The organism is Variovorax sp. AB1(2024) (assembly GCF_037482385.2).
Classification (GTDB): Bacteria; Pseudomonadota; Gammaproteobacteria; order Burkholderiales; family Burkholderiaceae_C; genus Variovorax.
In genome coordinates this window covers 150,880-177,291 of the sequence record NZ_JBBHKP020000002.1, presented here as the reverse complement: position 1 = coordinate 177,291, position 26,412 = coordinate 150,880, and the positions used below count along the sequence as shown (strand labels likewise).

Annotated in this window: 21 protein-coding genes; 4 read left to right on the top strand and 17 right to left on the bottom strand. The window is 67.6% G+C overall.

Annotated elements, in window-relative coordinates; translation table 11 throughout:
* The first annotated feature begins 169 nt into the window (after positions 1-169).
* A complete protein-coding gene (locus tag WIX39_RS27900) occupies positions 170-874 on the top strand; it encodes a response regulator (protein ID WP_409196472.1) in 705 nt (234 codons plus the stop codon).
* Entirely contained in the window at positions 871-3,387 is a 2,517-nt protein-coding gene (locus tag WIX39_RS27895; RefSeq protein WP_409196471.1) for a hybrid sensor histidine kinase/response regulator, read from the top strand. The genes WIX39_RS27900 and WIX39_RS27895 overlap by 4 nt, the downstream gene beginning before the upstream one ends.
* On the opposite strand, the gene WIX39_RS27890 is transcribed toward WIX39_RS27895, so the two are convergent.
* The 14 genes from WIX39_RS27890 to WIX39_RS27825 form a co-directional block, all read right to left on the bottom strand.
* A complete protein-coding gene (locus tag WIX39_RS27890) occupies positions 3,375-4,241 on the bottom strand; it encodes an isocitrate lyase/PEP mutase family protein (RefSeq protein ID WP_409196470.1) in 867 nt (288 codons plus the stop codon). The genes WIX39_RS27895 and WIX39_RS27890 overlap by 13 nt on opposite strands.
* Entirely contained in the window at positions 4,238-5,650 is a 1,413-nt protein-coding gene (locus WIX39_RS27885; RefSeq protein WP_409196469.1) for an FAD-dependent oxidoreductase, read from the bottom strand. The genes WIX39_RS27890 and WIX39_RS27885 overlap by 4 nt, the downstream gene beginning before the upstream one ends.
* On the bottom strand, positions 5,647-6,261 hold the full coding sequence (locus WIX39_RS27880) for a cysteine hydrolase family protein (protein ID WP_409196468.1): 615 nt from the start codon (positions 6,259-6,261) through the stop codon (positions 5,647-5,649). Before WIX39_RS27880 ends, WIX39_RS27885 begins: the two co-directional genes overlap by 4 nt.
* A complete protein-coding gene (locus WIX39_RS27875; RefSeq protein ID WP_409196467.1) occupies positions 6,258-8,312 on the bottom strand; it encodes a hydantoinase/oxoprolinase family protein in 2,055 nt (684 codons plus the stop codon). Before WIX39_RS27875 ends, WIX39_RS27880 begins: the two co-directional genes overlap by 4 nt.
* Positions 8,309-10,009 (bottom strand): hydantoinase B/oxoprolinase family protein, encoded by a 1,701-nt coding sequence (locus tag WIX39_RS27870; protein ID WP_409196466.1) that lies wholly within the window; start codon positions 10,007-10,009, stop codon positions 8,309-8,311. The genes WIX39_RS27875 and WIX39_RS27870 overlap by 4 nt, the downstream gene beginning before the upstream one ends.
* On the bottom strand, positions 10,002-10,523 hold the full coding sequence (locus WIX39_RS27865) for a 3-isopropylmalate dehydratase (protein WP_409196465.1): 522 nt from the start codon (positions 10,521-10,523) through the stop codon (positions 10,002-10,004). Before WIX39_RS27865 ends, WIX39_RS27870 begins: the two co-directional genes overlap by 8 nt.
* Entirely contained in the window at positions 10,520-11,794 is a 1,275-nt protein-coding gene (locus WIX39_RS27860) for a 3-isopropylmalate dehydratase large subunit (protein WP_409196464.1), read from the bottom strand. The genes WIX39_RS27865 and WIX39_RS27860 overlap by 4 nt, the downstream gene beginning before the upstream one ends.
* Positions 11,795-11,814: 20 nt before the next feature.
* Positions 11,815-12,780, bottom strand: a complete 966-nt coding sequence (locus tag WIX39_RS27855) for a tripartite tricarboxylate transporter substrate binding protein (protein ID WP_409196463.1) — start codon at positions 12,778-12,780, stop codon at positions 11,815-11,817.
* Between the two features lie 39 nt (positions 12,781-12,819).
* A complete protein-coding gene (locus tag WIX39_RS27850; protein WP_106937771.1) occupies positions 12,820-13,530 on the bottom strand; it encodes an ABC transporter ATP-binding protein in 711 nt (236 codons plus the stop codon).
* The gene (locus tag WIX39_RS27845) at positions 13,527-14,288 is read right to left on the bottom strand and encodes an ABC transporter ATP-binding protein (protein ID WP_106937772.1); all 762 of its coding nucleotides are present in this window, start codon (positions 14,286-14,288) and stop codon (positions 13,527-13,529) included. The genes WIX39_RS27850 and WIX39_RS27845 overlap by 4 nt, the downstream gene beginning before the upstream one ends.
* Positions 14,281-15,273, bottom strand: coding sequence for a branched-chain amino acid ABC transporter permease (locus tag WIX39_RS27840; protein ID WP_081266176.1), 993 nt, complete (start codon positions 15,271-15,273; stop codon positions 14,281-14,283). Before WIX39_RS27840 ends, WIX39_RS27845 begins: the two co-directional genes overlap by 8 nt.
* Positions 15,270-16,142, bottom strand: coding sequence for a branched-chain amino acid ABC transporter permease (locus WIX39_RS27835; RefSeq protein WP_106937773.1), 873 nt, complete (start codon positions 16,140-16,142; stop codon positions 15,270-15,272). The genes WIX39_RS27840 and WIX39_RS27835 overlap by 4 nt, the downstream gene beginning before the upstream one ends.
* 70 nt (positions 16,143-16,212) lie before the next feature.
* Positions 16,213-17,415 (bottom strand): ABC transporter substrate-binding protein, encoded by a 1,203-nt coding sequence (locus WIX39_RS27830; RefSeq protein ID WP_081266178.1) that lies wholly within the window; start codon positions 17,413-17,415, stop codon positions 16,213-16,215.
* A gap of 17 nt (positions 17,416-17,432) precedes the next feature.
* On the bottom strand, positions 17,433-18,215 hold the full coding sequence (locus WIX39_RS27825; RefSeq protein ID WP_106938481.1) for a GntR family transcriptional regulator: 783 nt from the start codon (positions 18,213-18,215) through the stop codon (positions 17,433-17,435).
* A 308-nt stretch (positions 18,216-18,523) separates the two neighbouring features.
* On the opposite strand from WIX39_RS27825, the gene WIX39_RS27820 reads away from it, so the two are divergent.
* Complete coding sequence (locus WIX39_RS27820; protein WP_159053756.1) at positions 18,524-19,975, top strand: NHL repeat-containing protein; 1,452 nt, start codon at positions 18,524-18,526, stop codon at positions 19,973-19,975.
* A 207-nt stretch (positions 19,976-20,182) separates the two neighbouring features.
* Here the strand turns inward: WIX39_RS27820 and WIX39_RS27815 are convergent, their stop codons facing one another.
* The 3 genes from WIX39_RS27815 to WIX39_RS27805 all read right to left on the bottom strand — a co-directional run bounded on the left by WIX39_RS27815 (position 20,183) and on the right by WIX39_RS27805 (position 24,933).
* A complete protein-coding gene (locus WIX39_RS27815) occupies positions 20,183-21,565 on the bottom strand; it encodes a sigma-54-dependent transcriptional regulator (protein WP_199852014.1) in 1,383 nt (460 codons plus the stop codon).
* Entirely contained in the window at positions 21,552-23,408 is a 1,857-nt protein-coding gene (locus WIX39_RS27810) for a sensor histidine kinase (RefSeq protein ID WP_409196462.1), read from the bottom strand. Before WIX39_RS27810 ends, WIX39_RS27815 begins: the two co-directional genes overlap by 14 nt.
* A 175-nt stretch (positions 23,409-23,583) precedes the next feature.
* On the bottom strand, positions 23,584-24,933 hold the full coding sequence (locus WIX39_RS27805) for a dicarboxylate/amino acid:cation symporter (protein WP_409196461.1): 1,350 nt from the start codon (positions 24,931-24,933) through the stop codon (positions 23,584-23,586).
* A gap of 462 nt (positions 24,934-25,395) precedes the next feature.
* On the opposite strand from WIX39_RS27805, the gene WIX39_RS27800 reads away from it, so the two are divergent.
* The gene (locus WIX39_RS27800) at positions 25,396-26,412 is read left to right on the top strand and encodes a tyrosine-type recombinase/integrase (RefSeq protein WP_409196460.1); all 1,017 of its coding nucleotides are present in this window, start codon (positions 25,396-25,398) and stop codon (positions 26,410-26,412) included.

Here is a 26,412-nt window from a genome sequence, read left to right as displayed (position 1 = left end):
ATCTGACATATGTCATGCCCGGCGTCCTAGCGGGATTTCATCGATCCCTCGGGCTGCCCCTGCTAGAGTGCATAGGGCTCGCGTCGTTCGTCGCGAGACGCGTGTCCAGCGTGACCAGGCTGGCGGTGAGTTCGGTGACCCGGGGGCAACGGCGATGGCGTCGAGGATGATGGAAAACGGAAACTTCGACGCAGCAACAACGGCCGACGTGCTGATCGTCGAAGATCAGGCGCTCGTGAGCGCCGGCATGCGCTCCCTTCTGCAGAAGGCCGCGCCGCATTACCGGGTGCACGAGGAATCCTCGTACCAGGGGGCGATTGCTCGCCTGGCGGCCAACTCGTTCCAGTTCGTCTTCATCGACATCCACCTCGGCTCGGAGGCCTCCGGCCTGGACGTCCTGCGTTTCGTGCGCGAACGCGAAATGCCCTGCCACGCCATCATGCTGTCGGGCGACGACGACCGTGCGCTGGTTCTCTCCTGCATCGCGCAGGGCGCGTCTGGCTACATCACGAAGGCCACCGGAGACGGTGGCGTCTTCTCGGCCGCCATCCAGACGGTTCTCGACAACGGGATCTATCTTCCGGAATCGATCCTCGAGCGCGCTCCCAGGAGCGAGACCGCCGCGGGCGCCTATGGCTGCACCGCCGCATCGCTGGGGCTGGCGCCCAGGCAGCGCGAGGTTCTCTATTACCTGTGCCAGGGCCTGCCCAACAAGGCCATCGCCAACCGCATGGGCATCAGCGAAGGGACGGTCCGAAAAAGCTATGTCTCGGAACTGCTGCGATTCTTCGGCGTGGCCCGGCGCACGGAACTGCTGATCGAGGTGTCTCGCCGGCGCATACGGATTGCCGTGCCGGGCTCGGAGGGTTCATGAAGGCCGCGAAGGCCGCGAACGCCGCTCACGTCGCGATTGCGGGCCTTCTTCGAATCGTCTTCTGCTGCGCGTTGGTGCTTGCCTGCCATGTCGCCTCGGCCGATGCCGGTCACAGGGTGCTGCAGGTGGATTACCTGGTCGAAGACGGCACGCCGCTTTCGTTGTCCGAGGTCACCGCGCTTCCCGAAAAAGCCTGGAAACGCCGGCCCTGGTCATCGGCCAGCTATGGCTTCGCAACAGCGCCCCACTGGTTCAGAAGCGATCCGCTCACCGCGAGCCCCGGCGACGCGGGCACCCTGATGGTGGAGGTGGGCTACCCCCTGCTCGATCATCTCGACCTGTACGTCAAAGCCGGCGCAGCCACGTCCTGGACGCGGTGGAGCCTGGGCGACCGGCTGGCTTTCGCGCAGCGTCCCTACAACGCGCGAAGCTTCGTCGTGCCGGTGTCCGTGCAGCCCGGCGACAAGGTGGAGATTCTTGCGAGGGTGCAGACCGAAGGCGCGATGCGCTTTCCTCTGGGCATCTGGCAACCGCGGGAATTCGAGAAGGCCGAACACACGGCGCTGCTGGCCAACGGCATCTATGTCGGGCTGATGGGCGGGCTCTTCTTCTGCCACCTCATCATCTTCCTAATCGTGCGCGAGCGCATCTATCTCTACTACGTCGGATGGATCCTGATGACCGCGGGATTCGTCCTCAGCTACAACGGCATCGCGTTCCAGTACCTCTGGCCCGAGGCCACGGCATGGAACGACTGGTCGCGGATCGTTTTTCTCCTGCTCGCGGCCGGGCTCTTCACGTCCTTCACGATTCAATTCGTCAGCAATGCCGCAACCGCGGTGCGGCGGTGGCACTGGGCGCCGGTGCTGCTGGCGGTCGCCCTGGCCATGGGCGCGAGCGGGCTGCCCTTTCCCCAGGCCGTTCGGATGGCGTTCCTGGTGCAGTTCGTGGCCATGGTGGTGTGCTTCGGTCTCGCGCTCTGCAAGGTCCGGGCCGGCCATGCCCACGTCCGTGTCTTCCTGGTGACGTTCTCGGGCGTCCTGATCGGCGCCGTCCTCAACACGCTGGATATGTTGGGAATCACCGCACGTTTCGGGAGCTCCATCGACTTCGAGGTGGCGCCACAGGTGGGCTCGGCACTCGCGGTGCTTCTGTTCTCGGCGGCGTTGGCCCACAGGCTGCTCGAAGAGCGCCGCCAGCGCGCCATCGCGGCGGAGCTTGCGCGGACCAACGCGACACTGGCCGACTCCATGCGCGTGCAGCAGGAGCGCTCCGAGCTCCTGCTGAAAATCAAGGACCGTCTGCGCACCGATGCCGAGCGCAGGGACCAGCGAAAATCCCGCTTCCTGGCCGATGCCATCCACGATTTGCGCCAGCCGCTGCAGGTGATCGGGAACGCACTCGAACCCATCGGTGAAGCGATTCAGGCGGGTCGCACGGCCGACGCTCTTGGCCTCGCCGGTATGGCGAGCCGCGCAGCCGGCAACATGCGCGCCCAGCTGGCCGCCATCATGGATCTCTCGCGGCTGGAGTCGGGCTTCGTGAAGGCGGAGCTGTCCGACTTCGACCTGGTGGCGCTGCTCAGGGACACGGTCGAGCAGACCAAGGCCATCGCCCACGAAAGCAGTACCTGCGTCGAATTCGATGCGCCGCCGGGGAAGCCGGTGTTCGTGAGGAGCGACCGCCACTTCCTCCAGCGCATTCTCTTGAATCTCGTCAGCAACGGCATCAAGTACCGGTCCGCGGAAGGGGGACGCCGCAGCCACGTGCGCCTGCTCCTGACGGCGCACGGCGAGCTCACGCGCCTGGCCATTCAGGACAACGGCCTCGGAATAGCCGAGGAAGCCCTGCGCAGCGACATCATCTTCCGCCCCTTCGTCCAGCTGAACAATCGGCATGCGCAGGCGGCCGACAAGGGCGTGGGCCTGGGGCTGTCGATCGTCTCGGCCATGCTGAAACTGCTCGAGGGCCATCAGCTTTCCATCCAGTCCGAGGTGGGCGTGGGAAGCACATTCACGCTGGAGATTCCGGCATCCGTGATCGCACCGGCCTTCGACGGCATTGCGCTCGACGACTTCATGGCCGGCGGCGTCGAAGCGAGCCGCGGCAAGTACGTCGTGCTGATCGAGGACGACGAGCTGGTCAGGCGGTCGCTCGCTGCGGTATTCGATGCGCACGGCGTGTTGCACGAAGCGTGGGGGTCGATCGAGGAGATGCGGCGAGAACTGCCGCTGACCGAGCGGGCGCCGGATGTCCTGCTCAGCGACTATCGTTTGCCGGACGGGAAAACCGCCCTCGATGCGATCGAACTGATGCGCGCGCACTGGGGCGATGTGCCCACCCTCATCGTGACCGGCGAGTCGCTGAACTCCTATGCGCTCACGTCCTTGCGCGGGATCCCGATCTGCTACAAGCCCGTGGCGCCTCTGGACCTGCTGCGCCGGATTGCCGCCAGCGCGAGGCGCGCGGCCGAGCCGCCGGGTTCTGCCGGCGACGACGATCAATCGCCGTAGCTTTTCCCGACCCGCATCAGTTCCGGCGTACCGATCACCTCGTTGAGTGCGTCGAAATCCAGCATCTGCGAGCGCCAGGGCTGCGTGGTGCGGTGCCGGTGCAGGCTTGCGTAGTAGCCCTGAAGGGTGTGCACCACCGCACGGGCGGTGCCGCCAGGGAAGATGGCGATGCGAAAACCGTGCCTTTGCAGCGCGTCTGCATCCTGGATCGGCGTCTTGCCGCCTTCGACCATGTTGGCCAGCAGCGGCACCCGGTGCGCGAAGCGGCTGCAGGCCGCATCCATCTGCTCGGGCGAACGCAATGCCTCGATGAAGAGCGCGTCCACACCGCATGCGAGGTACGCTTCGGCCCGCTCCAGTGCGGCGTCCAGGCCCTCCACCGCCACCGCGTCGGTACGGGCCAGGATCAGCGTGTCGCTCGACGCACGCGCGTCGAGCGCGGCCTTGAGCTTTCCGACCATCTCGCGCTCGGGCACCACGGCCTTGCCGTCGAGGTGCCCGCAGCGCTTGGGGAAGGTCTGGTCCTCGATCTGGATCATGGCCGCGCCCGCGCGTTCGAAACCGCGCACGGTGCGCTGTGTGTTCAGCGCATTGCCGAAGCCGGTGTCGGCATCGACGATCACCGGCAGGCGCACGCGCTCGGTGATGTGCGCAAGCGTGTCGGCCACCTCGGTGAAGGTCGTCAGGCCGATGTCGGACCGGCCGAGCCGCGTGTAGGCGATGGATGCGCCCGATAGGTACAGCGCCTCGAAGCCCGCCTGCTCGGCCACCAGCGCGCTCAACGCGTCGTACACGCCGGGGGCCAGCACCACGTCGGGCTTCGCCAAGCGGGTCTTGAGGGTGTGATTCGTCATGCCGACGTCTCCTTGGATCGAATGAGCGCGGCGGCCGTGCGCGCCGCGATGAAACCACCGGCCACGGCGCTCAGCAGTCCGTTGCCGGAGAGGTAGCCCCACACCGCGTCGCCGGAAACGCCACCGGCCGCGCCGCCTGCGGCCAGCAGGTTGGGCAAGGGGGTACCGTCCTCGCGCAGCACGCGCGTGTCGGCGGCAATGTCGAGGCCACCCTGGGTGTGGAAGAGCGCGCCCGTCACCTTGACCGCGAAATACGGGGCGTCGAGACCGCGTACGAACACGCGTCCATCGGGTGCCGGCGCACCGCCTCGCAGCGTGTCGAGCGTTTCCTGCAGCACGGCGTCGTCGCAGCCGATGCAGGCGGCCAGTTCGTGCACCGACCCGCATCGGCGCAACGCGCCGGCCGCTTCGGCATCGCAGAAATCCGGAAAGCCCCGTGCTAGCGCAAGCAGCGGCGTGTCGAACACGTTCCATGCCACGCCGCCGGGCTGCGCCAGCACATGCACCGCAGCCTCCGAGTAGCCCTGCGTCTCGTCGTGAAAGCGCCGACCCTCGCGGTTGATCTGCACCCCGCCTTCCATCATCACGGCCCACGACATCAGCGCGCCCTGCGGCGTGACCCAGGAGCCGTGCCCCTGGTAGCCGCCCAGGTCGCGCAGCCGCGTGCCCAGCGCCTGGCCCCAGAGGATGGCGCTGCCGTCGTTGCCCACATGGCCGCCGAATGCGGCCTCGGCCATCTCGGGCAGCAGCGCGCGCACCATCTGCGCATTGCCTCCGAAACCATTGCAGGCCAGCAGCAGCGCGTCGCAGCCGAGCATCTCGCGCCGGCCGTCGGGCCGCAGGTAGTCGATGCCGATCACGCGGTCGTCGGCGTCGAGCACCAGCGTCTCGGCCACGGCCTGCGTCAGCACCGGAATGCCCGCGGCTTCGGCCGCCGCCTGGAGCCTTGCCATCAGCGCGGCGCCGGTCTTCTGGGGCAGCGTGTGCATGCGGTGCACGCTGTGGCCGGGGTAGAGAAAGCCGTCGAGCAGCGTCCAGTCGAAGCCGTGGCGCGCCTGCAGCGCATCGAGCGCCGGGCCGATGGCGGCGGCATACGCATCGACCAGCACCGGCGCGGCGCGGCCGTGCGCCTTGGCCTGGATGTCGGCGGCGAATCGCGCGGCGCTGTCGTCGACGCCGTGCGCGCGTTGCACGCGCGTGCCCGGCGCGGGAATGAAGCCCGAGGACAGTGCCGTCGAGCCGCCCGGCTGCGCATCGCGTTCGAGCACCACGCAATCGACGCCTGCGTCCGCCAGCATCAACGCCGCCGTGAGACCGCAGGCACCGCCCCCGACAACGGCCACCGACACATGCGCTTCGGCCGGAAGCGACGCCGCACGGCGGACGGTTCGCACGGGCGCCGTCGTCATGCCAGCGAATCCGCGAAGGGTTGGCACGCCGTGACCTCGGCCACATTGCGCATGTCGGCCAGCGCTGTCTGGTGGCGCTCCTCGCCGAAGGCCGCGCAGCCGTCCGCCAGCACCAGCGTGCGGTAGTCGCGCATGTGGGCGTCGCGCACGGTGCTCGCCACACCGCCGTTGGTCACGATGCCGCACACGGCCACCGTGTCGATGCCCGCGCGGCGCAGCACCCAGTCGAGCTGCGTGTTGAAGAATGCCGAGTACGCGACCTTGCTGACCGTCACGTCGATCAGACCGGTTAACGCATCCACGTTCGCCTGCCCCCAGCTGCCGGGGGCAAAGTCGCCCTTCTTCAGGTATGGGCGCAGGGCCTTGAGATGCGGCGACACCATCGGCTCTCCGCTCGCATCGGGCCACAGCGTGAACTGGCTCGCGACAACCAGTCCACCGGCCGCCTTCAGCGCGCGTGCCACGGCTGCCACGCGCTCGGGCAGCAGCAAGGCGGGCGGATTGGTGTCGCCGCCGCGTGCGTAAGCGCCCTTCGCGTCCAGGAAGTCGTTCTGCAGATCGATGATGACCAGCCCCGTATTGGCCGCGACGATGCGTTGCCCTTCGCTCATGACGGCCTCACCAGCAGGTTGCCGTACGCATCGACCTCGGCATGGAAGCCCGGCTCCAGCCAGACAGTGGTGTCGGCCTGCTCCAGGATGGCGGGGCCGTCGATGCGCGCACCCACCGGCAGTTCGAGGCGGGCGTAGCGCGCGGCGTCGTGCCACTGGCCCTGATGGAACACGCGCTGCGTGCCCAGCGGCGCAATGCTGCCCTCGCCTTCGGGCGCCAGCACGGCCAGGTCGAACTTGGGCCGCACGCCGATGCGCGCATAGCGCAGGTTCATCACGCGGATCGCGATGCCGTCGAGCACGCGGCCGAAGGCGGCGCTGTAAGCGGCTTCGAAGGCGGCGCGGACCGATGCGGCGGTCAGCGGCGTCTTGCCGGTGTCGGCCAGCGTCACCGGCAGCGTGTGCGTCTGGCCCGCGTAGAGCATGTCCAGCGCCACCACCTCGCGCACTTCGTCGAAGCGCACGCCCGACGAATCCAGCCGCTGCTGGCAGCTGGCGGCCAGTTCGTCGATGCGGCGCCGCAGGTCGGCCACGTCGAGATCGGCCAGCGGCGTGTTGAGGGTCTGCACCGCGTCATGCCGCATGTCGGCGATCACGCAGCCCAGCGCCGAGGTGACACCGGGATAGCGCGGCACGATGCCGGTGGCCACGCCCACTTCACGCATCATCGCGCACACGTGCAGCGCCCCGCCGCCGCCAAAGGGCATGTAGGCGAAGCGGCGCGGGTCGTGCCCGCGCTCGATGGAGACCAGACGGATCGCGCCGGCCATGCGTGCATTGGCCACGGTCAGGATCGCCTCGGCCGCCGCATGCACGTCGAGCCCCAGCGGGCGCGCCACGTGCACTTCGATGGCCTCGCGCGACTTCTGCGCATCCAGCGCCGCGAGCAAACCGCCACCCAGCGGCCGGTCGGCGGCGATGCGCCCGAGCAGCACGTTGGCATCGGTCACCGTAGGGCGCATGTTGCCGCGTCCGTAGCATGCCGGCCCGGGCACGCTGCCCGCCGACTCCGGCCCGACCTGGAGCATGCCGCTGGCGTCGACGGACGCGATGGAGCCGCCGCCGGCGCCGATGGTCTCGATCTGGATCATCGGCGAGCGGATCACCATGCCGAACTCGATGGCGGTCTGCGCCGCCAGCGCGGCCTCTCCGTTGGCCACCAGCGACACGTCGAACGACGTGCCGCCCATGTCGCCCGTGATGGCGTTCGGAAAGCCCGCCGCACGCGCGATCGCCGCACAGGCGATGACGCCCGCCGCCGGGCCCGAGAGCGCGGTGCGCACCGGCAGGTCGCTCGCGGTCTGGCGCGACATCACGCCGCCGTTGCTTTGCACCACCAGCAGTTCGCCCGCGAAGCCTTGCGCACGCAGGTCGCTCTCCAGGCGCCCGAGGTAGCTGCCCACCACCGGCTGCAGCGCCGCGTTGAGCGTGGCGGTCGAGCAGCGCTCGAACTCGCGGATCTCGGGCAACACCTCGCTGGCCGAGGTGACGTGCGGGTTCGGCCAGATCTCGCGCACCGCCGCCACCGCGAGGCGCTCGTTCTCGGGGTTGGCGTAGGTGTTGATGAAGAACACGCAAACCGCCTCGCAGCCGGCTTCGAGCAGCGAACGCGCTTCGGCGCGCACCTGCGCCAGGTCGACTGCCGTGTGCAGCGTGCCGTCGGCCAGCACGCGCTCGTCGACCTCGCGGCGCAGGTCCCGCGGCACCACCGGCAGGAAGCTGCCGCGCAGGCCCCAGGTCTGCGGGCGGTCGCGGCGGCGCATCTCGAGCACGTCGCGAAAGCCGCGCGTGGTGATGATGCCGGTGCGCGCCACCTTGCGCTCGAGCAGCGCATTGGTGCCGACCGTGGTGCCGTGCACGATGGTGGCGATGGCCGCGGCCGAATCGGCCACGCGCGCCACGCCGTTCATGAAGCCGCGCGCTTCCTCGCCACGCGTCGAAGGCACCTTGACGATGCGCGCGGTGCCGTTGGCTTCGTCGAGCACGAAGAGGTCGGTGAAGGTGCCGCCGACATCGACGCCGACGACCAGGGATTTGCCAGGGGAACTCATTGGGACGCTTTCTTGTCGTTGCTGCCGTTGGTCACATAGCCCATGGCGACATCGGCTGCTCGCTGTTCGAGGGGCCGCTCCGCGGCGTAGCCCCAGCCGCCGCCGCCGGGGGTTTCGAGGCGCACGCGCTCGCCGCGTGCCAGCGTGATGCCACGCATCTTCGACACCATGGGCGGCGTATGCCATTCGCCGGCGTTCTCGTAGCGGAACACGTTGACGGCACCGCTGCCGCCGCCCGCGATGCCCTTGGGCGGCGAAGTGCCGCGCTCGCCGAAGACGAACACTTCCGCATCCTTCTCGAGCAGTTCGATTTCGTAGACGGCCCCCAGGCCGCCCCGATGCTGGCCATCGCCGCCGGAGTCGGCGCGCAGCGACCATTCGGTGAATCGCACGGGATACGCCGCCTCCAGAATCTCCAGCGGCGGAATCGTTGCCGTGGAGATCGGCGCATTGCCGTGCGCCAGGCCGTCGCCGCCCGAATGGCCGCCATGGCCACCGCCGAAGAAGCTGAACATCACCCAGCGCTGGCCCTCGCGGCCCTTGTCGCTGCGGTGCCCGGCAATCGACAGCGCATTGATGGTGCCGTAGGCCTGCGCCACGGCGCACGTGGGATCGGCCTGCGCGGCGGCGCTGAAGATCACGTCGATCATGCGCAGGATGGTCTCGGTGTAGCCGCCGACCGGGCGCGGGCGCTCGCAGCTGATCACCAGCTTGTCGGGAATGACGAAGTCCACCGCGTCGAGCACGCCCGCGTTCGCGGGCACGTCGGGAAACAGGTGCTTGAGCGCGACGTAGCAGGCAGCCACCGCGGTCGCGCGCGAGATGTTCACCGGCCCCGCGCATTGCGGCGACGTGCGCGAGAAATCGAGTGTGAGCCGGTCGCCCGCCACGGTCATGTCCAGTGCGATGGTCAGCGGCTCGTTGACGATGCCGTCGTTGTCCAGCACATCCTCGAAGCTGTAGCGCCCGTCGGGCAGCGAGGCGATGTGCGAGCGCATCAGGCGCAGCGCGCGGCCGCGCAGTTCGCCCAGCGCGTTCATCACCAGGTCGTCGCCGTACTCGTCGAGCAGGCCGTTCAGCCGCCTGGCGCCGAGTTCCAGCGCGGCGAGCTGGCCGTTCAGGTCGCCCCAGAGGCTGTCGGGCAGGCGCGTGTTGGCCTGCAGGATGGAGAGCACATCGGCGTCGAGTTCGCCATTGCGCACGATGCGCACGGGCGGGATCTGCACCGCCTCCTGCCAGCATTCGGTGGCGGCGGGGTTGTAGTTGCCGGGTACCGCGCCGCCGACGTCGTGCCAGTGGGCCGCCGAGGCCATGTGGCAATACAGCTTGCCGTTGCGGAAGAAGGGCTTGACCAGCTTGAAGTCGTTGGCGTGCGTGCCGCCGTCGTAGGCGTCATTGCTGATCCAGACGTCGCCGTCCTTCATCCCGCCGCGGGCGTCGGCGGCCTTGGCCGTGGCCCGCACGGCGAAGGCCATGGCGCCCACGAACACCGGCAGGCCCGACTTGCCCTGCACCAGGGTGTCGCCGGTGACGGCGTCGTACAGGCCGTGGCAGGCGTCGTGCGCCTCGGCAATGATGGGATTGAACGCGCTTCGATAGAGCGTGGCATCCATTTCGTCGGCCACCTGTTCGAGGCGGCCGCGCAGCACGGCGAGCGTGACGGGGTCGAGGGTCGGGGCACAGGAGAGATCAGGCATCGGGGGCTTTCGTGAAGGCGGTTCGGGCAGCGCGCTGGCGCAGCTGGTTCAACAATCCGCCGGCGCGGACCATGTCCATGAGAAATCCGGGCACCGGCTCGCAAGCCAGGCGCCGTGCGCCGGGCGCGACGATCTCCGGCGAGCCCGTGTCGAGGGTGATCTGATCGCCCTCGCTCAGCGTCTCGGCCTCGGCGCAGGTCAGCAGCAGCAGCCCCACGTTGAAGGCATTGCGAAAGTAGAGGCCGCTGTACGAGGGCGCGATGACCGCCGCCACGCCCAGTTGCACCAGCACGGCGGCGGCCTGCTCGCGCGAGGAACCGATGCCGAAGTTGGGCCCGGCCACCAGCACGTCGCCGGGCGCCACGCCCGAGGCGAAGTCGGGGCGGATGGCCTCCAGGCAGTGCTTCGCGATCACGTCGATGCCGTGCTTCATGGCATGGCCCGGCGCGAGCAGGTCGGTGTCGATGTCGGCGCCCAGGCGCCAGACGCGATGGGTGGCCCGGGTGACGCTCATGCCAGCACCTCGCGCGGATCGGTCACGCAGCCGCGCAGTGCCGCGGCGGCCACCGTGTAGGGTGAGCCCAGGTACACCTGCGCGGTCGGCGAGCCCATGCGTCCCTTGAAGTTGCGCGCCGTGGTCGAGATGACGGTGATGTCGTCGCCCATCGGGTCACCGTAGCCCGAGCAGGCTCCGCACGCGGTCGGAAACAGCTCAGCGCCCGCGTCCATCAACGCCTGCAGAACGCCCTCGGCGCGCGCCTGCTCCTGGTCCTGGATGCTGGCGGGCGCGACGATCAGGCGTATGCCGGGCGCCACCTTGTGCCCGCGCAGCACCTGCGCCGCGGCGCGCAGGTCGTCGAGCTTCGCGCCGGTGCAGGCGCCGATGTAGGCCACGTCCACGCGCGTGCCCGCATAGCGGCTCACGCCGTGCGAGTTGGCCGGGCTGTGCGGCGCGGCGATGTGCGGCTCCAGCAAGGCGGCGTCGAAGCGGTGGCGCGTGAAGTCCGCGTCTTCGTCGGTGAACCAGCGCGCCATGTCGGCGCGCGGTGCGCCCGCGCCTTCGAGGAAGGCGGCCGTGGTTTCGTCTGGCGCGATCAGCCCGGCCTGCGCGCCCAGCTCGGCGCTCATGTTCGACAGCGTCATGCGCTCCTGCATCGACAGCGCGGCCACCGCCGGCCCCGCGAACTCCACCGCCTGGTAGCGTCCACCGTTCATGCCGAAGCGCCCGATCATGTGCAGCATCATGTCCTTGGCGGTCACCCCGGCGGGCAGCGCGCCGTCCCACCACATGCGGATGGTCTCGGGCACGCGCAGCCATATCTCGCCGGTGACGACCACGCCCAGCATCTCCGTGCTGCCCACGCCGAACATGTAGGCACCGAATGCCCCGCCGGTGGGCGAGTGCGAGTCGCCGCCCACGCACAGCATGCCGGGACGGATGTGGCCGTGCTGCGGCACCACCACATGGCAGATGCCCTGGCTGTCGTACACGTGCGGCAGCTGCTGGTCGCGCGCCCAGTCGCGCGCGATGCGCACGATGCGGCGCGAGTCGTCGTCGCGCTCGGGCACGTAGTGGTCCATCACCAGCACGATGCGCGAGCGGTCCCAGATCTGTGCGCCCAGTTCCTCGAGCATGGGTTTCAGGCGGCGCGGACCCGAGGAGTCATGGAACATGGCGAGGTCGACGCCGCAGGTCACGATCTCGCCCACCGCCACGTGCGCCCGGCCGCTCGCGCGCGCGATGAGCTTCTGCGCCAGTGTCTGCGGCGCTGTGCGGCTTGGCATTCGGGTTGCTGCGGAAGGGCTCATTCCGGCTTGGCTCCCGAGAACTTGACGACCTTGGCCCAGCGCGGAATCTCGCTTTGCACGAACGCGGCGAACTGCTCGGGCGAGTTGCCGACCGCCACGGCACCCTCGGTGTCCAGCCGCTTGAGCATGTCGGGCTGCTGCAGCGCATGGCGCGCCGCGTCGCTGAGCTTGCGCGCCACGTCGGCTGGCAGGCGAGCCGGGCCGAACAGCCCGAACCACGCGCTCGACTCGTAGCCCGGCAAGGCCTCCGCGATGGCCGGGACGTCGGGGAACGCGGGCAGGCGCTTCGCGGTGGTCACGCCCAGCGCCTTGAGCTTGCCGGCCTGGATGTGTGCCTTGACGTTGCCTACCGCCGCGAACATCAGCTGCACCTGGCCGGCGAGCAGATCCTGCACGGCGGGCGCGGTGCCTTTGTAGGGGATGTTCACGATGTCCACGCCCGACTGCATCTTGAAGGCCTCGCCGGCCATGTGCAGCGAGGAGCCCACCGCGCCGATGGCGAAATTGAGCTGTCCGGGCCTGGCCTTGGCCAGCGCGATGAGCTCGCGCACGTCCTTCACCGGCAGGCTGGGACTGGCCACGAGGATGGACGGCGAGGTGGCCACGCAGGTGAGCGCGGTGAAGTCCTTCACCGGGTCGAAAGGCAGCGTGGGGTACAGCGTGGCATTGATGGCGTGGCTGGTGAAGCTCAGCAGCAGCGTATTGCCGTCGGGCGCGGCCTTGGCGACCGCGTCGGCGGCGATGTTGCCGCCCGCGCCGGGCCTGTTCTCGACGATCACGGTGCGGCCCAGGGCGGGTCCCATGCTGACGGCCAGCGAGCGCGCGAGCGTGTCGGTCGAGCCGCCGGCGGGCGCACCGACGAGGATGCGCACGGGCGCGTTGCCGACCTGCGCACGGGCGCCGGCGGCAAAGGCCAGCGCGGCCAGTGCGGGGGGCGCGATGAGGATGTCACGGCGTTTCATCGGGAGGTCTCCTTGTATTTCTTGAAGGGCTCGGTGGGCTCACAGGCCCAGGTACGCACGCCGCAGCTCGTCGCTGCGCATCAGCGCATCGGGCTTGCCGGAGAAGCGCACGCTGCCGTTCTCCAGCACGTAGGCGCGGTCGGCGATCTCCAGCGACTGGCCCACGTTCTGCTCGACCAGCAGCACCGCGAGGCCGCCGTCGCGCAACTCGCGAATGAGCGTGAACATTTCTTCCACCAGCAGCGGCGACAGGCCGAGCGAGGGTTCGTCGAGGATCAGCAGCACGGGTTCGGCCATGAGCCCGCGCGCGATGGCCAGCATCTGCTGCTCGCCCCCGCTCATGGTGCCGGCGTGCTGCGCCATGCGTTCGCGCAGGCGCGGGAAGATGTGGAACATCTTCTCGACGTTGGCCGCGCGGCGTGCGCGTGCGCGCGTGAAGGAGCCGAGCTCCAGGTTCTCCAGCACGCTGAGGTTGGGAAACACCTTGCGCCCTTCGGGCACCTGGATGAGACCGGCCTTGACCACGTCGCGGTAGTGCGCACCGCTCAGGTCCTTGCCGTCGAAGCGCACGCTGCCGCTCCATGCGGGCACCAGGCCGCAGACCACCTTGTTCAGGGTCGACTTGCCCGCGCCGTTGCTGCCGAGCAGCGCGACCATCTCGCCGGCGTCGACCTGCAGGTCGACGCCGCGCAGCACCTCGACGCGGCCATAGCCGCCGCGCAGGCCCTGGATGTCGAGCAGCGCGCTCATGCGGATGCTCCCGCAGCGGCCTTGCGCAGCCGCGCCGCCGTGCCGTGCCCGAGGTACGCCTCGACGACCCGGTCGTCGGAAGTCACCTGCGCGGGGTTGCCCTCGGCGATGAGCCGGCCCTGCGCCAGCACCCACACGTGCTCGGCGAGGTTCATCACGGCCTGCATCACGTGTTCGATCATCAGCACGGTCACGCCGCTGTCGGCGATGCCGCGCACCACCGGCATCATCTCGGCGATCTCCTGCGGGTTGAGGCCTGCGAGCACTTCGTCGAGCAACAGCAGGCGCGGGCGCGTGGCAAGCGCGCGGGCGAGTTCCAGGCGCTTGCGGCCGGCCACGGTGAGGTCAGATGCGGCCTTGTCCAGCTGCGGCGCCAGGCCCACGCGCTGCGCGACCGCCTCGGCGTTGCGCAATGCCTCGGCGCGGTTGCGCACGTGCAGGTGCGCGCCCACGGCGATGTTCTCGCGCACGGTCTGCGCGGCGAAGGGCTTCACGATCTGGAAGGTGCGCGTCATGCCGAGCACCGCATTGCGGTGCGGCTCGTGGCCGGTGATGTCCTGCCCGGCGAAGCGCACGCTGCCGGTGTCGGGCTTCAGAAAGCCGGACATCAGCGCGAACAGCGTGGTCTTGCCCGCGCCATTGGGACCGATCAGCGCCGTGAGGCTGCCCTGCGTGACGGCCAGGCTCACGTCCTGCACGGCTTTCAGGCCGCCGAAGGAGCGCGAGATGCCGTCGAGTTTCAACAAGGGCTCAGTCATTGCGCTCTCCCTTTGCCTTCCACAACTGCCGCACCGACAGGCCCAGCCCCGCCACGCCGCGCGGCAGGAAGATCACGATCAGCACGAGCACCGTGCCGTAGATGACCATGTTGATGCCCGGCAGCTCGCCGAACAGGTTGCGCGTGAGGTCCGACAGCAGATGCAGCACGGCCGCGCCCAGCACCGGCCCCCACAGCGTGCCCATGCCGCCCACGATGGCCGCGACCAGCGCCTCCACCGAGGTGACGGAGCCGTAGGCGATGCCCGCGTCGATGTACTGGAACACCTGCACGTAGAACGCACCGGCCGCGCCCATGAAGGCGGCCGACAGGCCGATGGCCGCGAGCTTGACGCGAAACGGATTCACGCCCACGGCGCGCGCGGCGTCCTCGTTGTCGCGCACCGCCTGCAGGTAGGCCCCGAAGCGGCCGTTGCGCAGCCACCAGGTCACGAGCAGCGCCACGACCACCATTGCCAGCACCACCCACAGGTAGCCCGCGCGCGACGCGAACTGCATGTTGCCCACCGCTTCGCGCAGCGGCACCATGAGGCCGACGCCACCGCCGGTGAAGGGCACCGAAGTCGCGACGATGCGGAACACCTCGGCGAAGGCCAGCGTGACCAGCGCGAAGTAGGAGCCCTTCAGGCCATAGCGGAAGGTGAGCGCGCCGACGAAAAGGCCCACCACCGCGGCACCAGCCACCGCCAGCGGCAGCGCGACCCACGCGTTGATGCCGCCCTGCAGCTGTGCGATGGCCTGGATGTAGGCGCCGGTGCCGAAGAACAGTGCGTGCCCGAAGGAGAACTGCCCGCCAAAGCCGCCGAGGATGTTCCAGGCCTGCGCGATGAGCGTGGCGTAGAGCGCCATCATCACGAAGTTCAGCATGACGCCCGACTGGGTGACCAGAGGCACGCAGCCGACGACCACGGCAAAGAGCGCGATGGCCGCGAGCTGTCTGTATCCGGCGTTGATTCCCGCTTTCATGCCTTGGCTCCGAACATGCCCTGCGGGCGGAACAGCACCACGCCGATGAAGATGGCGAAGATGCCGATCTGCCCGAGCGACTCGCCCAGGTACAGGCCGCCGAGCGACTCGACCACGCCCACGAGGAAGCCGCCGATGAGCGCGCCCACGAAGCTGCCCATGCCGCCGAGCACGACGATCGTGAAGGCCACGAGCACGAAGCCGCTGCCGACCTGCGGGTTGACGTAGTACGCGGGCAGCAGGAAGCACGCGGCCGCGCCGAGGCAGGCCAGGCCGATGCCGAAGCTCATGGCGTACACGTGGTCGACGTCGATGCCCATGAGCTTGGCGCCCTCTTTCTCCTTGGCGACGGCGCGAATGGCACGGCCCAGGTCGGTGCGGCCCATGATCCAGAACAGGATGCCCGAGACCACCAGCGCGCCGGCAAAGGCGACCAGCTTGGGCACCGCGATCATGGCGGGGCCGATGGCCACGGTGCTCAGCGAATAGGCGGTCTCGATGCTGCGGGTGTCGGACTTGAAGAACAGCAGCGCGAGGTTCTCCATGACGATGGCGATGCCCAGCGTGGCGAGCAGGATGTTCTCGTCCTTGCCGTGGCCTGCCTTGTTGATGACGACGCGCTGCAGCGCATAGCCCAGCGCGAACATGCCGATGATGGCAATCGGCAAGGCCATGTAGGGGTCGATGCCCCAGCGCTCCTTCAGGAAGTACACGGCGTACAGGGCCAGCATCAGGCTTGCGCCATGGGCGAAGTTGATGATGTGCAACACGCCGTAGATGAGCGTGAGTCCCACGGCGATCAGGGCGTATACGGCGCCTGTCGTCAGTCCGTTGAGGACCGAGGGGAAAAGAATGTTGATGTCTGGCATGTGGCTGGCTGGTGCTTGGCTTCTTGTCTCTTCATGAAGGCCGCCCGCCATGCGGTGCCGGCCCTGCGGCTCAAGCCTTCAGCGGGAAGACGGGGTCCACTTCGCGGTAGTCGCGCGGGATGATCACCTTGATGTCGTTCTTCACCACCTGCGTCATCAGGGGCTGCGCGCCTTCGTTCTGTCCGTTGACGAACTTGGTGGGGCCGTACGGCATGATGTGATTCGAGAAGGTGCTCTTCTCCAGCGCGTCGATGATGGCGGCGCGCTCCGTCGACTTCGCGCGCTCGATGGCATCGGCCAGCAGCCACATCGAGGTGTAGGTCATGAAAACCTCGTAGCTGAAGAACTGGCCCTTGGCCTCCACGCGCTTGCGCAGTTCCTGCGAGCGCTTGTCCTTCGGGTTGAACCAATGGTTGCAGTCGATGATGCCGTTGGCCGCGTCCGGAAACTCCTTGACGAACTTGTAGCTCGACGCGGCGCCGCCCAGCACCGAGAAGATCGCCTTGGGCACGACCTTCTGTTGCTGCATGGTGCGCACCAGCAGTGCGTATTCGTTGTAGTAGTTGGCGGGGATCACGATGTCGGGGTTGACCGACTTCATGCGCAGCACGATGTTGTTGAAGTCGCGCGTGGGGTTGGCATGCTTGACCACCTCCTTCACCTCGAAGCCGTAGCCCGGGAGCTCGCGCGACAGCAGCTGCGCGGTGCCAGCGCCGAACAGCGACTCCTCGTGGATGATCATCACGGTCTTGGCGGGGCTGCCCGCGGCCTTGTTGAGCACCAGCAGGTTGGCCATGGCCACCTCGGTCGACTTCCTGTAGCCGGGACCGAAGCGGAAGGTGTTCTTCAGGCCGCGCTCGACGATCTGGTCGGCCACGCCCACATCCACCACATGCGGCAGGTTGTACTTGGCGGCGGCCTGCGTGGTGGCCAGGCAGATGGCCGAGGCGAAGGCGCCCACGATGGCCGAGACACCGGCTTCGTTCATCTTCTCGACCTCGGCCGCGCCGGCCTGCGGCTGCGACTGCGCATCGCCCAGCAGCGCCTCGAGCTTCGCGCCGCCGAGCGACTTGATGCCTCCCGCGGCGTTGATGTCCTCGATGGCCATGAGCGCACCCAGGCGGCACTGCTGGCCGGAATAGGCGAGCGCACCGGTGACCGGATGCAGCACACCGACCTTGACGGTCTTGGGCTGCGCGCCGGCCACGAGCGGGAAGGCGACGGCAGTGGCCAGGGCGGCGGACTGCGAAACGAAACTGCGGCGGTTCTGCATGGGGCTTTCCTTCTTCTTCAGTTGAACTGGGCTGACACGTCTTTGCTGACCCACACCTTCGCGTCGATGCTGCCCACGCGGGAGAGCTGCATCTCGTAGGTGTAGCGGTCGGGGCGATAGAGGCCGTGCAGCCACTGCACGGGCCGCTCGTCTTCGTCGTAGATCAGGCGGCGCACCGCGAGCAGCGCGGAGCCGACGGACACATCCAGGTGCTGTGCGAGCACGTTGTCCGCCAACCGCGCCGAAATGGTCTGGTGCGCGCGCCCCACCTTGACGCCGGACTCTTCCAGCAGCACGAGAATGGGCTTCTTCGACAGCTCGCGCCGGCCGAAGCGGCGTGCGATGGAGTCGGGCACATAGGTCGTGATGTGCGAGAGCGGCCCTTCCTTGGTGGAGCGCACGCGCACGGCCTTCTGAACCGGATCGCCGAGGTCCAGTTGCAGAGCCTGGGCGACCTGCGTGGACGCGGTGATGGTCGCCACCTCGATCACCTTGACGGAGGTATGAAGGCCCATGGTCACCAGGTTCTCGAGCAGGCCGCGCAGATTGGCACGCTCCATGCTCTTGCCCTCAGGCCCGTCGCCCGCGACGGGCGGCGCCAGTGCGCGCGTGCGGCGCCCCGGGTTGCGCGCGATCAGGCCCTCCGAGGCCAGCTGTTCCAGCGCGCGCCGGACCGTGACACGCGCGACATTGAACTGCGCCATCAGCGCAAGTTCGCCCGGCAGGCCTTCCGCGAAACGCCCCTCGTGCAACTGCTCACGCAGGACCAGATAGATCTGGTGGTATTTCGGCAAAGGCATTTGCGACATGCCTTTGATGTTTTTGCAGTTTCAATGTTCTGTCAATGGGACATTTAAAACGCCAACGCTTTCCGGACTAGTCGCACGGTCACCCTAAAGTTTTCCTATTTGTTACCGATATGTGAAACCGTGGGCGTTCAGCGTCCGGCAGGCGCAGTCCGCGTGGGCAAGGCGATGGCGGAGCGCTGACGCACATGCGACGCGACCGGCGAGGTCGATGCGCTTCGTTTCGGCCCCAGTCCCGGACGGATTGGCTCGGCGCCAGACACCGCGTAAGGGGCTCTCACAACCATCAGAGGAAAAGACAAGTGACTATTCGGACTTACTACAGGCCACTGGCTGCGGTGAGCGCTGCCGCGCTGCTGCTGCTTTCAGCATGTGGCGGTGGTAGCAATGGGGGAGGCTCGTTCTTCGCGGGCGTCGGTGCAAACGGGAACACCAGCAGCAGCGGCAACAGCGGCAATCCGCCTACCAGCGGCGAGACCACAACCAACACCGACTCGACCGCCAAATTCACGATCGGCGGCACCATCTCGGGCTTGAGCGCCGAAGGGCTGGCACTTCAGAACAACGGTGCGGACTCGCTTTCAGTGGCCAGCGGTGCCACGAGCTTCAAGTTCTCAAGGGCACTGACGTCCGGCGCCTCGTACAGCGTTGGTGTCGCGGGCCATCCCTTCGGCGAAGTCTGTTTCGTCAACGGTCCGTCTGGTACCGCGACCGCGGACGTGGTGTCGATTGCCATCGTATGCGGTGACTGGGTCGCGGTCTCGGCGAAAGTCGATGTGTTCTCGGGCGCCACGACGCCGGGCGTCGCGGACGGGGCCGGTTCCAGCGCACGCTTCAAGGGACCCTATGGGCTCGCCTTCGGTCCTGACGGAACCATGTACGTTGCGGACACCGCTAACAACACGATCCGCAGTATCACGCCCGCAGGCGTCGTTTCGACGCTCGCCGGCGATTCCAGCCTGCCAAGCGGGGGGCACGACGACGGAGCCGGAACGGCAGCGAGCTTCAAGGGACCCAGAGGTGCCGCCGTCGGTGCGGACGGCACCATCTATGTGGCCGACTATGAGAATCACATGATCCGCAAGATCACGCCCCAAGGTGCCGTGAGCGTCTTTGCGGGCAGTACGGCTGCGGGCAACGCCGATGGCTCGGGCACCAGCGCGCAATTCCAGTATCCATGGGGCATCGTGGTGGACGCCGGCGGCAATCTCTTTGTCGCGGACCAAGGCAATCATCTGATCCGCAAGATCACGCCCGCGGGTGTCGTTTCGACCTTCGCTGGCTCGGGCGCGCCGGGATTCGTGAATGCCAACGGGACGAGCGCGCAGTTCCACTACCCCACCGGACTGGCCATCGATGCCGCGGGCAACCTCTATGTGGGAGACCAGAACAACAACGTGATTCGCCAGATCACCCCCCTGGGGACAGTGTCGACATACGCCGGCAGTGGGGTGTCGGCTTCCATCGACGGCACAGGCTCGTCGGCGGCGTTCAATCTCCCGATCGGCGTCGCGATAGATGCCGGCGGCAACGTCTACGTGACGGAGTTGCTCAGCAACAGCATCCGCAAGATCTCGCCGGCGCAGAAGGTGACGACGCTGGCCGGTGGCAGCTCTCTCGGCGCATACGTGGATGGTCCCGGTAACGACGCGCGCTTCAGCGACCCGATGGGTGTTGCCGTCGATCGCAACGGCGATGTGTTCGTTGCGGATCGCTCGAACAACATGATCCGCAGGATCACGCGCACCCACTGACCCTGTCCTTCCCACGAAGCCGACGGGCGCATCCTGTATGCGGAAGCGCCTGGCGGCTGGTGCGCAAGAAGATCGTCGAGCGTGCTGGCCATTCGCTTGGCGCCTTGGCAGCCGTCAGCAGCATGCGGAGAGTGCATGAGCCGCGAACTCGCCAGCAAATGCAACCCCGACGGTCCTGACCCGCAGAGCCACGACCGAACCAAGGCGCTACTTGAAATCGTCCGCCAGGATGTCGAACTTGCGCAGCTTGTCGTGCAGCGTCTGCCGCGCGATGGCCAGCGCGGCGGCCGTGGCGGGCTGGTCGCCCTTGTGCTTGCGCAGCGCCTCGACGATCACCGCGCGCTCGAAAGCCTCGACTTGCTGCGGCAGCGCACGCGGCAATGCCGGCAGGCCGTCGCCGCTGGCGCGCGTCTGCGTGAGGCGCTCGCCGAGCAGGCCCAGCACGAAGCGGTCCGCCACGTTGCGCAGTTCGCGTACGTTGCCTGGCCACGCATAGGCCATCAGGTCGGCCAACTGCGCGTTGGTCAGCGCTGGCGCCGGGCGCTCGTAGCGGTTCGCGGCCAGCAGCGTGAAGTGCTCGAACAGCAGCGGAATATCTTCGCGCCTCTCGCGCAGCGGCGGCAGTTCGATGAAGGCCACGCCGAGCCGGTAGTACAGGTCGGCCCGGAATTTCTGGCGGTCGCTCATTTCCTTCAGGTCCTCCTTGCTCGCGGCCACCACGCGGCAGTCGAAGGGAATGGCCTTGTTGGAGCCGATGCGCTCGATGCTGCGCTCCTGAAGCGCGCGAAGCAGCTTGATCTGCACCGGCATCGGCATGCTCTCGATCTCGTCGAGGAACAGCGTGCCGCCGTTGGCGTATTCGAACTTGCCCACCCGCGCGCGGTTGGCGCTGGTGAAGGCGCCGGCTTCGTGGCCGAACAGCTCGCTCTCGGCCAATGCCTCCGGCAGGCCGCCGCAGTTGAGGGGCACGAAATGCTGGCGGCGGCGCTCGCTGTGCGCATGCAGGCATTGGGCGACGAGTTCCTTGCCGGTGCCGGTTTCGCCGTAGACCAGCACGTCGGCCGAGGTCTCGGCCAGCGTCATCACGGTGCGGCGCACGTGCTGCATCTGGGCCGAGCGGCCGAGCAGCACCGACTGGATGCCGTTCCAGTTGTCCAGCGCGTCGCGCAGCTTGCGCACCTGCAGCGTGAGCTCGCGTCGTTCGATGGCGTGGCGCACGATGGCCACCAGTCGCTCGGAGCTGAAGGGTTTCTCGATGAAGTCGTAGGCACCCTCTCGCATCGCCTGCACAGCCATCGCGATGTGTCCGTGCCCCGTGACCAGGATGACTGGAAGCTCCGCGTCGGCCGTGTGCAGTTCGTTCAGCCATTCGGTGCCGCTCATGCCCGGCAGGCGCACGTCGCTGATCACGATCGCCGGAACGCCGAAACTGATGTGCGCCCGGGCGCGCTCGACACTGGCGAAGGCTTCGACCTCGAAGCCCGCCAGGGCCAGCACCTGGGCCGTGCTCAGGCGGACGTCTTCGTCGTCCTCCACCAGCAGCACACGGATGGCAGGGTTGTCGCTCACTTGGGCATCACTCCTGTGCATTGGAATCAAGGGAATTGGAAGGAAAGGAACCGGGCGGGTTGTGGATCACGGCAATGGCAGCAGGCAAGTCGACCACGAAGCAGGCACCGCCCTGCGGCAGGTTGGCTGCGCGCAGCGTGCCGTCCATCGCGCGCACCAATTGTGCCGAGATCACGAGGCCCAGGCCCAGACCGGCACCCGCCGGCTTGCTGGTGACAAAAGGTTCGAACAGCCGCGGCAGGATGTCGGGATGGATGCCGGTGCCGGTATCGCTCACACGAAGGATCACACGGCCCTCCTCCAGTCGCGCTGCGAGCCTGAGTGTGCGCACGGGCGCCTCCTGCATGGCGTCGACGGCATTGCGCATCAGGTTGGCCAGCACGCTGCCCAGCGCCGCCTCCTCGGCCATGACGCTCAGCGTGGCGGGCTGCACATCGACCTCGATGCCGATGCGGTGCTTCCTCGCGGCCTCGGCCACCATCGCCTGTGCATCGGCTATGGCCTGCGACAACGGCAGCGGCACCAATGGCAGGTCGCTGCGGTGCGCGAATGTCTTCAATTGCGAGGTCAGGCGCGCGAGCCGGTCGACCATGCCGCAGATGCGCTGCAGGTTGCCGCGCACGTCGTCTAACCGATTCCTGTCGAGCAGGATGCCGGCGCTCTCGGAGAGAGTGCGCATGGCCGTGAGTGGCTGGTTGAGTTCGTGCGCCACGCCGACCGACATCTGGCCCAAAGCGGCCAACTTGCCCGCATGCACCAGTTCGCCCTGGGCCGCGCGCAGCTGCGCGGTTCGAGCCACCACGGTCGATTCGAGCGTGTCATGCGCCGCCTGCAGCGCCGCCTGGTTGGCGAGCTTCTGGTGCACCGCGCGTCGGCGCTGCAAGAGCGCGACGGCCACCAGCAACAGCACCGCCATGGCCAGGCTCGCGGTGATGGCCGTGTTGCGCGCCGCCACCCGAACCGGCGCCAGATTGTCGAGCACCATCAGTTGCCAGGGGGCATCACGCAAAGGCCTGGCCGAGGCGAGCTGATCGGTACCGTCCAGCGCGATCACCTGGACGTTGCGGTCCAGCGCCTGCTTCTGCGTCCACTGCAGCGGCTGCAACGTGGCGTTGCCGTAGGGACGCGAGCGCAAGACCTCGGCGCGTTGCAGGGCGTCGAGCGGCAGCAGTGGACGGAATTTGAGGTCTTCGCGCGTGGAGAGGATCACCACGCCGCGCTGGTCGATCAGCGCCACGTCGCCCGGCAGCTTGCGCCAGGCGCGCTCGGCCTCCTCGAGGTTGACCTTGACGGCCACCACGCCACGCGTGGGCTGGCCACGCCGAAGCGCGTAGGACAGGTAGTAGCCTGGCCGGTTGCTGGTGATGCCCACGCCATAGAAGCGGCCGCGACCCTGGCTCAGCGCGTCGATCACGTAGGGTCGGAACGACAGGTCTTGTCCCAGGGTGGTACCGGGCTTGTTCCAGTCGGACGCCGCCTGCGAGATGCCGGAGCGGTCGAGCACGTAGAGCATCTCCGCGCCCGCGGTGGCGTTGACGCCGTCGAGGTAGCGGTTGACCGCGTCGCGCAGGTGTGTGTCTGACGGCGTTTCGAGCAGCGCGGGGACGATCGGGGTCATCTCCAGTAGCGCAGGCAGGTACTCGAAGCGGGCCAGGTCGGCGTCCAGGCCCGTCGCGAGCATGTCGAGGCGATGGTCCGCAGCTTCGCGCAGCCGCGCCAGGCCGGCCTGCATGGCGAACTGGTGGCCCGCGAAGGCGGCCATTGCCACCAGCGCCAGCGCGCCGCACCAGCGCGCCAGGCCGCGCCATCGTCTGGAATCGTCGAAAGGCAAATCGAAGCGCCGGGCCGGCTCCCTTGAAGTCAAGGAAGCGTTATTGCACAAGGCCGTGGGGCGCGCATCGGTGCCTGCCCGGTGACGGGCGGGCAGTAAGTGAAAGATGAGGTGGGCCGCGGACCGCATACCACCGAGTATCGGGGCGGACGGCCGCCTGATCTTGCTGTCGCGCGCCTCCTCGCCGCTTGCGAGACAGCGACGGCGCTCAGCGCACCGAGCCGGCGGGCATGTGTGCCTCGGTGGCGTCGAGCACGCGCTCGGGCTCGTCGGCTTCCAGCGGACTTTCCTGGTTCAGGTGCTGGTGCATGCGCACGGTGTCGAGGTCCCCAGTCCACTTGGCGACCACGATGGTGGCCACGCCGTTGCCGATCAGGTTGGTGAGCGCGCGGGCTTCCGACATGAAGCGGTCGATGCCCAGGATGAGCGCGAGCCCCGCCACCGGCACGTGGCCTACGGCCGACAGCGTGGCCGCCAGCACGATGAAGCCGCTCCCGGTAACGCCGGCGGCCCCCTTCGAGGTGAGCAGCAGCACAGCCAGCAGCGTGAGTTGCTGCGTGAGCGTCATGTCGGTGTTGGTGGCCTGCGCGATGAACACGGCCGCCATCGTCAGGTAGATCGACGTGCCGTCGAGGTTGAACGAGTAGCCCGTGGGCACCACCAGGCCGACCACAGACTTCTTCGCGCCCAGGTTCTCGAGCTTGGCCATCATGCGCGGCAGAACCGATTCGCTGGACGACGTGCCCAGCACGATCAGCAGTTCTTCCTTGATGTACTTGATGAACTTCCAGATGCTGAACCCGTGGGCCCTGGCGATGCCCCCGAGCATCACGAAAATGAACAGCAGGCAGGTCGCGTAGAAAGTGGCCATCAGCTGGCCCAGTTGCAGCAGTGAGCTCACGCCGTACTTGCCGATGGTGAAGGCCATCGCGCCAAAGGCGCCGATGGGCGCGACCTTCATGATGTAGCCCACGATCACGAAGAGCACGTGCGAGCCCTTCTCGATCACGTCGAACACCAGCGTGCCGCGCCCGCCGAAGCGGTGCAGCGCGAAGCCGAACAGCACGGCAATCAGCAGAACCTGCAGGATCTCGCCCTTGGCGAAGGCGTCGACCAGCGTGTTGGGGATGATGTTCAGGATGAAATCGGTGGTGCTCTGCATCTTTCCCGGGCCCGTGTAGGCCGCGATGCTCTTGGTGTCGAGCTGGCTCACGTCCACGTTCATGCCAGCACCGGGCCGCACGATGTTGATGATGACCAGGCCCACCACCAGCGCGATGCTGGAGACGATCTCAAAGTACAGCAGCGCTAGGCCGCCGGTCTTGCCGACCTTCTTCATGTCCTCCATGCCGGCGATGCCGACCACCACCGTGCAGAAGATGATCGGCGCGATGATCATCTTGATGAGCTTGATGAAGCCGTCGCCCAGGGGCTTCATCGACGCGCCGGTGTCCGGGTAGAAATGCCCCAGCAGCACACCGAGCACGATGGCGGTGATGACCTGGAAGTACAGGGACTTGTAGAGGGGTTTGGCTGTAGTTTTGGCTGGGTGGTCCACGGGTTGGTCTCCTGGAAATTTTCGGGTGCCTGCGGCGATGGCGTGGCGCAGGTGCACCTTGCCCGGCGGGCAAATCGGTTGTCTCCTGTGTCATGGCCGGGCATCGCAGCAGACGTGCGGCAGGCCAGGATGCTCAGCAATCGACATGCCACTGGCGCGGAGCTCGGCGAAGTGCGCTAAGTGGTTGATTTGGCTGGAGGTACCGCAGCCGCTGGACTCATGCAGAGCCGCCTATCCGGACGAAGTGCGGCAGACGCGTCCGGGCTTCCGGATCGAGACGTAGGTGGAAACCCGAAGGGACAGGCGAAGTGTTGCGAGCGGAACTGGCGCTCAGGGGCTTGTCCTTTTCGCATAGATTTGCCAGGAATGAAAATACACTAACGGCACAGGTTTCTTGGACAACCGGACGCAAAATTCAGCAAACAGATAGCGCGTGCCGTTAGTATGTTTATGATCTGTGCCATGCCTGTGGACACGCCTGCTCCCGACGTCGCCGCCCCCTCCAGCCCACCCGGCCCCGTCGCCACATTCGCCCAAGCTTTCGAAACGTGGCTTGCCGACCAGCGAGGCTTGGGCCTGCTGAGCCAGGACGGCTCCGTTGCCGTCTACCAGGACATGTGGCGGGCTTTCATGGCGTGGTGCCTGGGGCAGTCGCCGGCGGTGAACCTGTTCAACCTGGAGCTGGAAGACCTGCAGGCCTTCAAGGCGGCGCGCTTCGGACGCAAGACTTCCGATCTATCGCTCACTCCCCGCTACGCATTGCGGCTGATGCGACTGATCGACCGCGTGCTGCGCCATCATGCAGCGCGCACCGATGCCCCGGTCAACAAAGCCGCGGCGAACTGGCTGGCAGCCAATCCCGACATTCGCTATGCAGATGCCTCGCATGCCGACCCGCTGCCGGACTACCTCTCGACAGACGAAGCGGCGCAGCTCATTGCCTATCTCTCAGAGGCTGGGCCACAGGCAGAACTTTCCTGGCAGGAGGTGCGCAACCGCGCCTCCGTGGCCTTGCAGCTCGGTGCCGGGCTCACGCCGGGCGACGTGCGCGCACTGACGCTGGCCTCCGTCATCAAGCAGGACGGCCATGCGCGCGAGCGGCCATGGAAGCTCCACGTCCCTGGAAACGGCAACTCGCCGGCACGCGAAACACCGGTCGCGCCCTGGGCGGCAGAGTTGCTGCGCCACTGGCTCACCGTGCGGGCCGACTCGGGATTGGAGGGGCAGTACCTGTTCCCTTCCACGCGCACCGGCAAGCAATGGCAAAAGCCATCCCAATACGAGCGTGCAAGACAGGTGCTCGAGGCGGCCGGCATGAACTCCGGCGAAGGCGGCTCGTTCCGCCTGCGGCACACCTTTGCCCTCAGGCAATTGCAGCGAGGCACATCGCCTGAAGAAGTGGCCCGGTGGCTGGGCATCGAGCCGGCGAAGATGAAACGCTACGAGCGCGTGCTGCCGCCTGTGATCGACGTGGTCTGA

Bases quoted from the DNA above. Each gene is read 5' to 3' on its own strand.
- WIX39_RS27880 (WP_409196468.1), bottom strand. From the start codon at position 6,261: ATGAGCGAAGGGCAACGCATCGTCGCGGCCAATACGGGGCTGGTCATC.
- WIX39_RS27850 (WP_106937771.1), bottom strand. From the start codon at position 13,530: ATGAGCGCGCTGCTCGACATCCAGGGCCTGCGCGGCGGCTATGGCCGC.
- WIX39_RS27875 (WP_409196467.1), bottom strand. From the start codon at position 8,312: ATGAGTTCCCCTGGCAAATCCCTGGTCGTCGGCGTCGATGTCGGCGGC.
- WIX39_RS27855 (WP_409196463.1), bottom strand. From the start codon at position 12,780: ATGAAACGCCGTGACATCCTCATCGCGCCCCCCGCACTGGCCGCGCTG.
- WIX39_RS27845 (WP_106937772.1), bottom strand. From the start codon at position 14,288: ATGACTGAGCCCTTGTTGAAACTCGACGGCATCTCGCGCTCCTTCGGC.
- WIX39_RS27830 (WP_081266178.1), bottom strand. From the start codon at position 17,415: ATGCAGAACCGCCGCAGTTTCGTTTCGCAGTCCGCCGCCCTGGCCACT.
- WIX39_RS27885 (WP_409196469.1), bottom strand. From the start codon at position 5,650: ATGACGACGGCGCCCGTGCGAACCGTCCGCCGTGCGGCGTCGCTTCCG.
- WIX39_RS27835 (WP_106937773.1), bottom strand. From the start codon at position 16,142: ATGCCAGACATCAACATTCTTTTCCCCTCGGTCCTCAACGGACTGACG.
- WIX39_RS27840 (WP_081266176.1), bottom strand. From the start codon at position 15,273: ATGAAAGCGGGAATCAACGCCGGATACAGACAGCTCGCGGCCATCGCG.
- WIX39_RS27900 (WP_409196472.1), top strand. From the start codon at position 170: ATGGAAAACGGAAACTTCGACGCAGCAACAACGGCCGACGTGCTGATC.
- WIX39_RS27890 (WP_409196470.1), bottom strand. From the start codon at position 4,241: ATGACGAATCACACCCTCAAGACCCGCTTGGCGAAGCCCGACGTGGTG.
- WIX39_RS27800 (WP_409196460.1), top strand. From the start codon at position 25,396: ATGCCTGTGGACACGCCTGCTCCCGACGTCGCCGCCCCCTCCAGCCCA.
- WIX39_RS27895 (WP_409196471.1), top strand. From the start codon at position 871: ATGAAGGCCGCGAAGGCCGCGAACGCCGCTCACGTCGCGATTGCGGGC.
- WIX39_RS27825 (WP_106938481.1), bottom strand. From the start codon at position 18,215: ATGCCTTTGCCGAAATACCACCAGATCTATCTGGTCCTGCGTGAGCAG.
- WIX39_RS27870 (WP_409196466.1), bottom strand. From the start codon at position 10,009: ATGCCTGATCTCTCCTGTGCCCCGACCCTCGACCCCGTCACGCTCGCC.
- WIX39_RS27815 (WP_199852014.1), bottom strand. From the start codon at position 21,565: ATGCACAGGAGTGATGCCCAAGTGAGCGACAACCCTGCCATCCGTGTG.
- WIX39_RS27860 (WP_409196464.1), bottom strand. From the start codon at position 11,794: ATGCCAAGCCGCACAGCGCCGCAGACACTGGCGCAGAAGCTCATCGCG.
- WIX39_RS27865 (WP_409196465.1), bottom strand. From the start codon at position 10,523: ATGAGCGTCACCCGGGCCACCCATCGCGTCTGGCGCCTGGGCGCCGAC.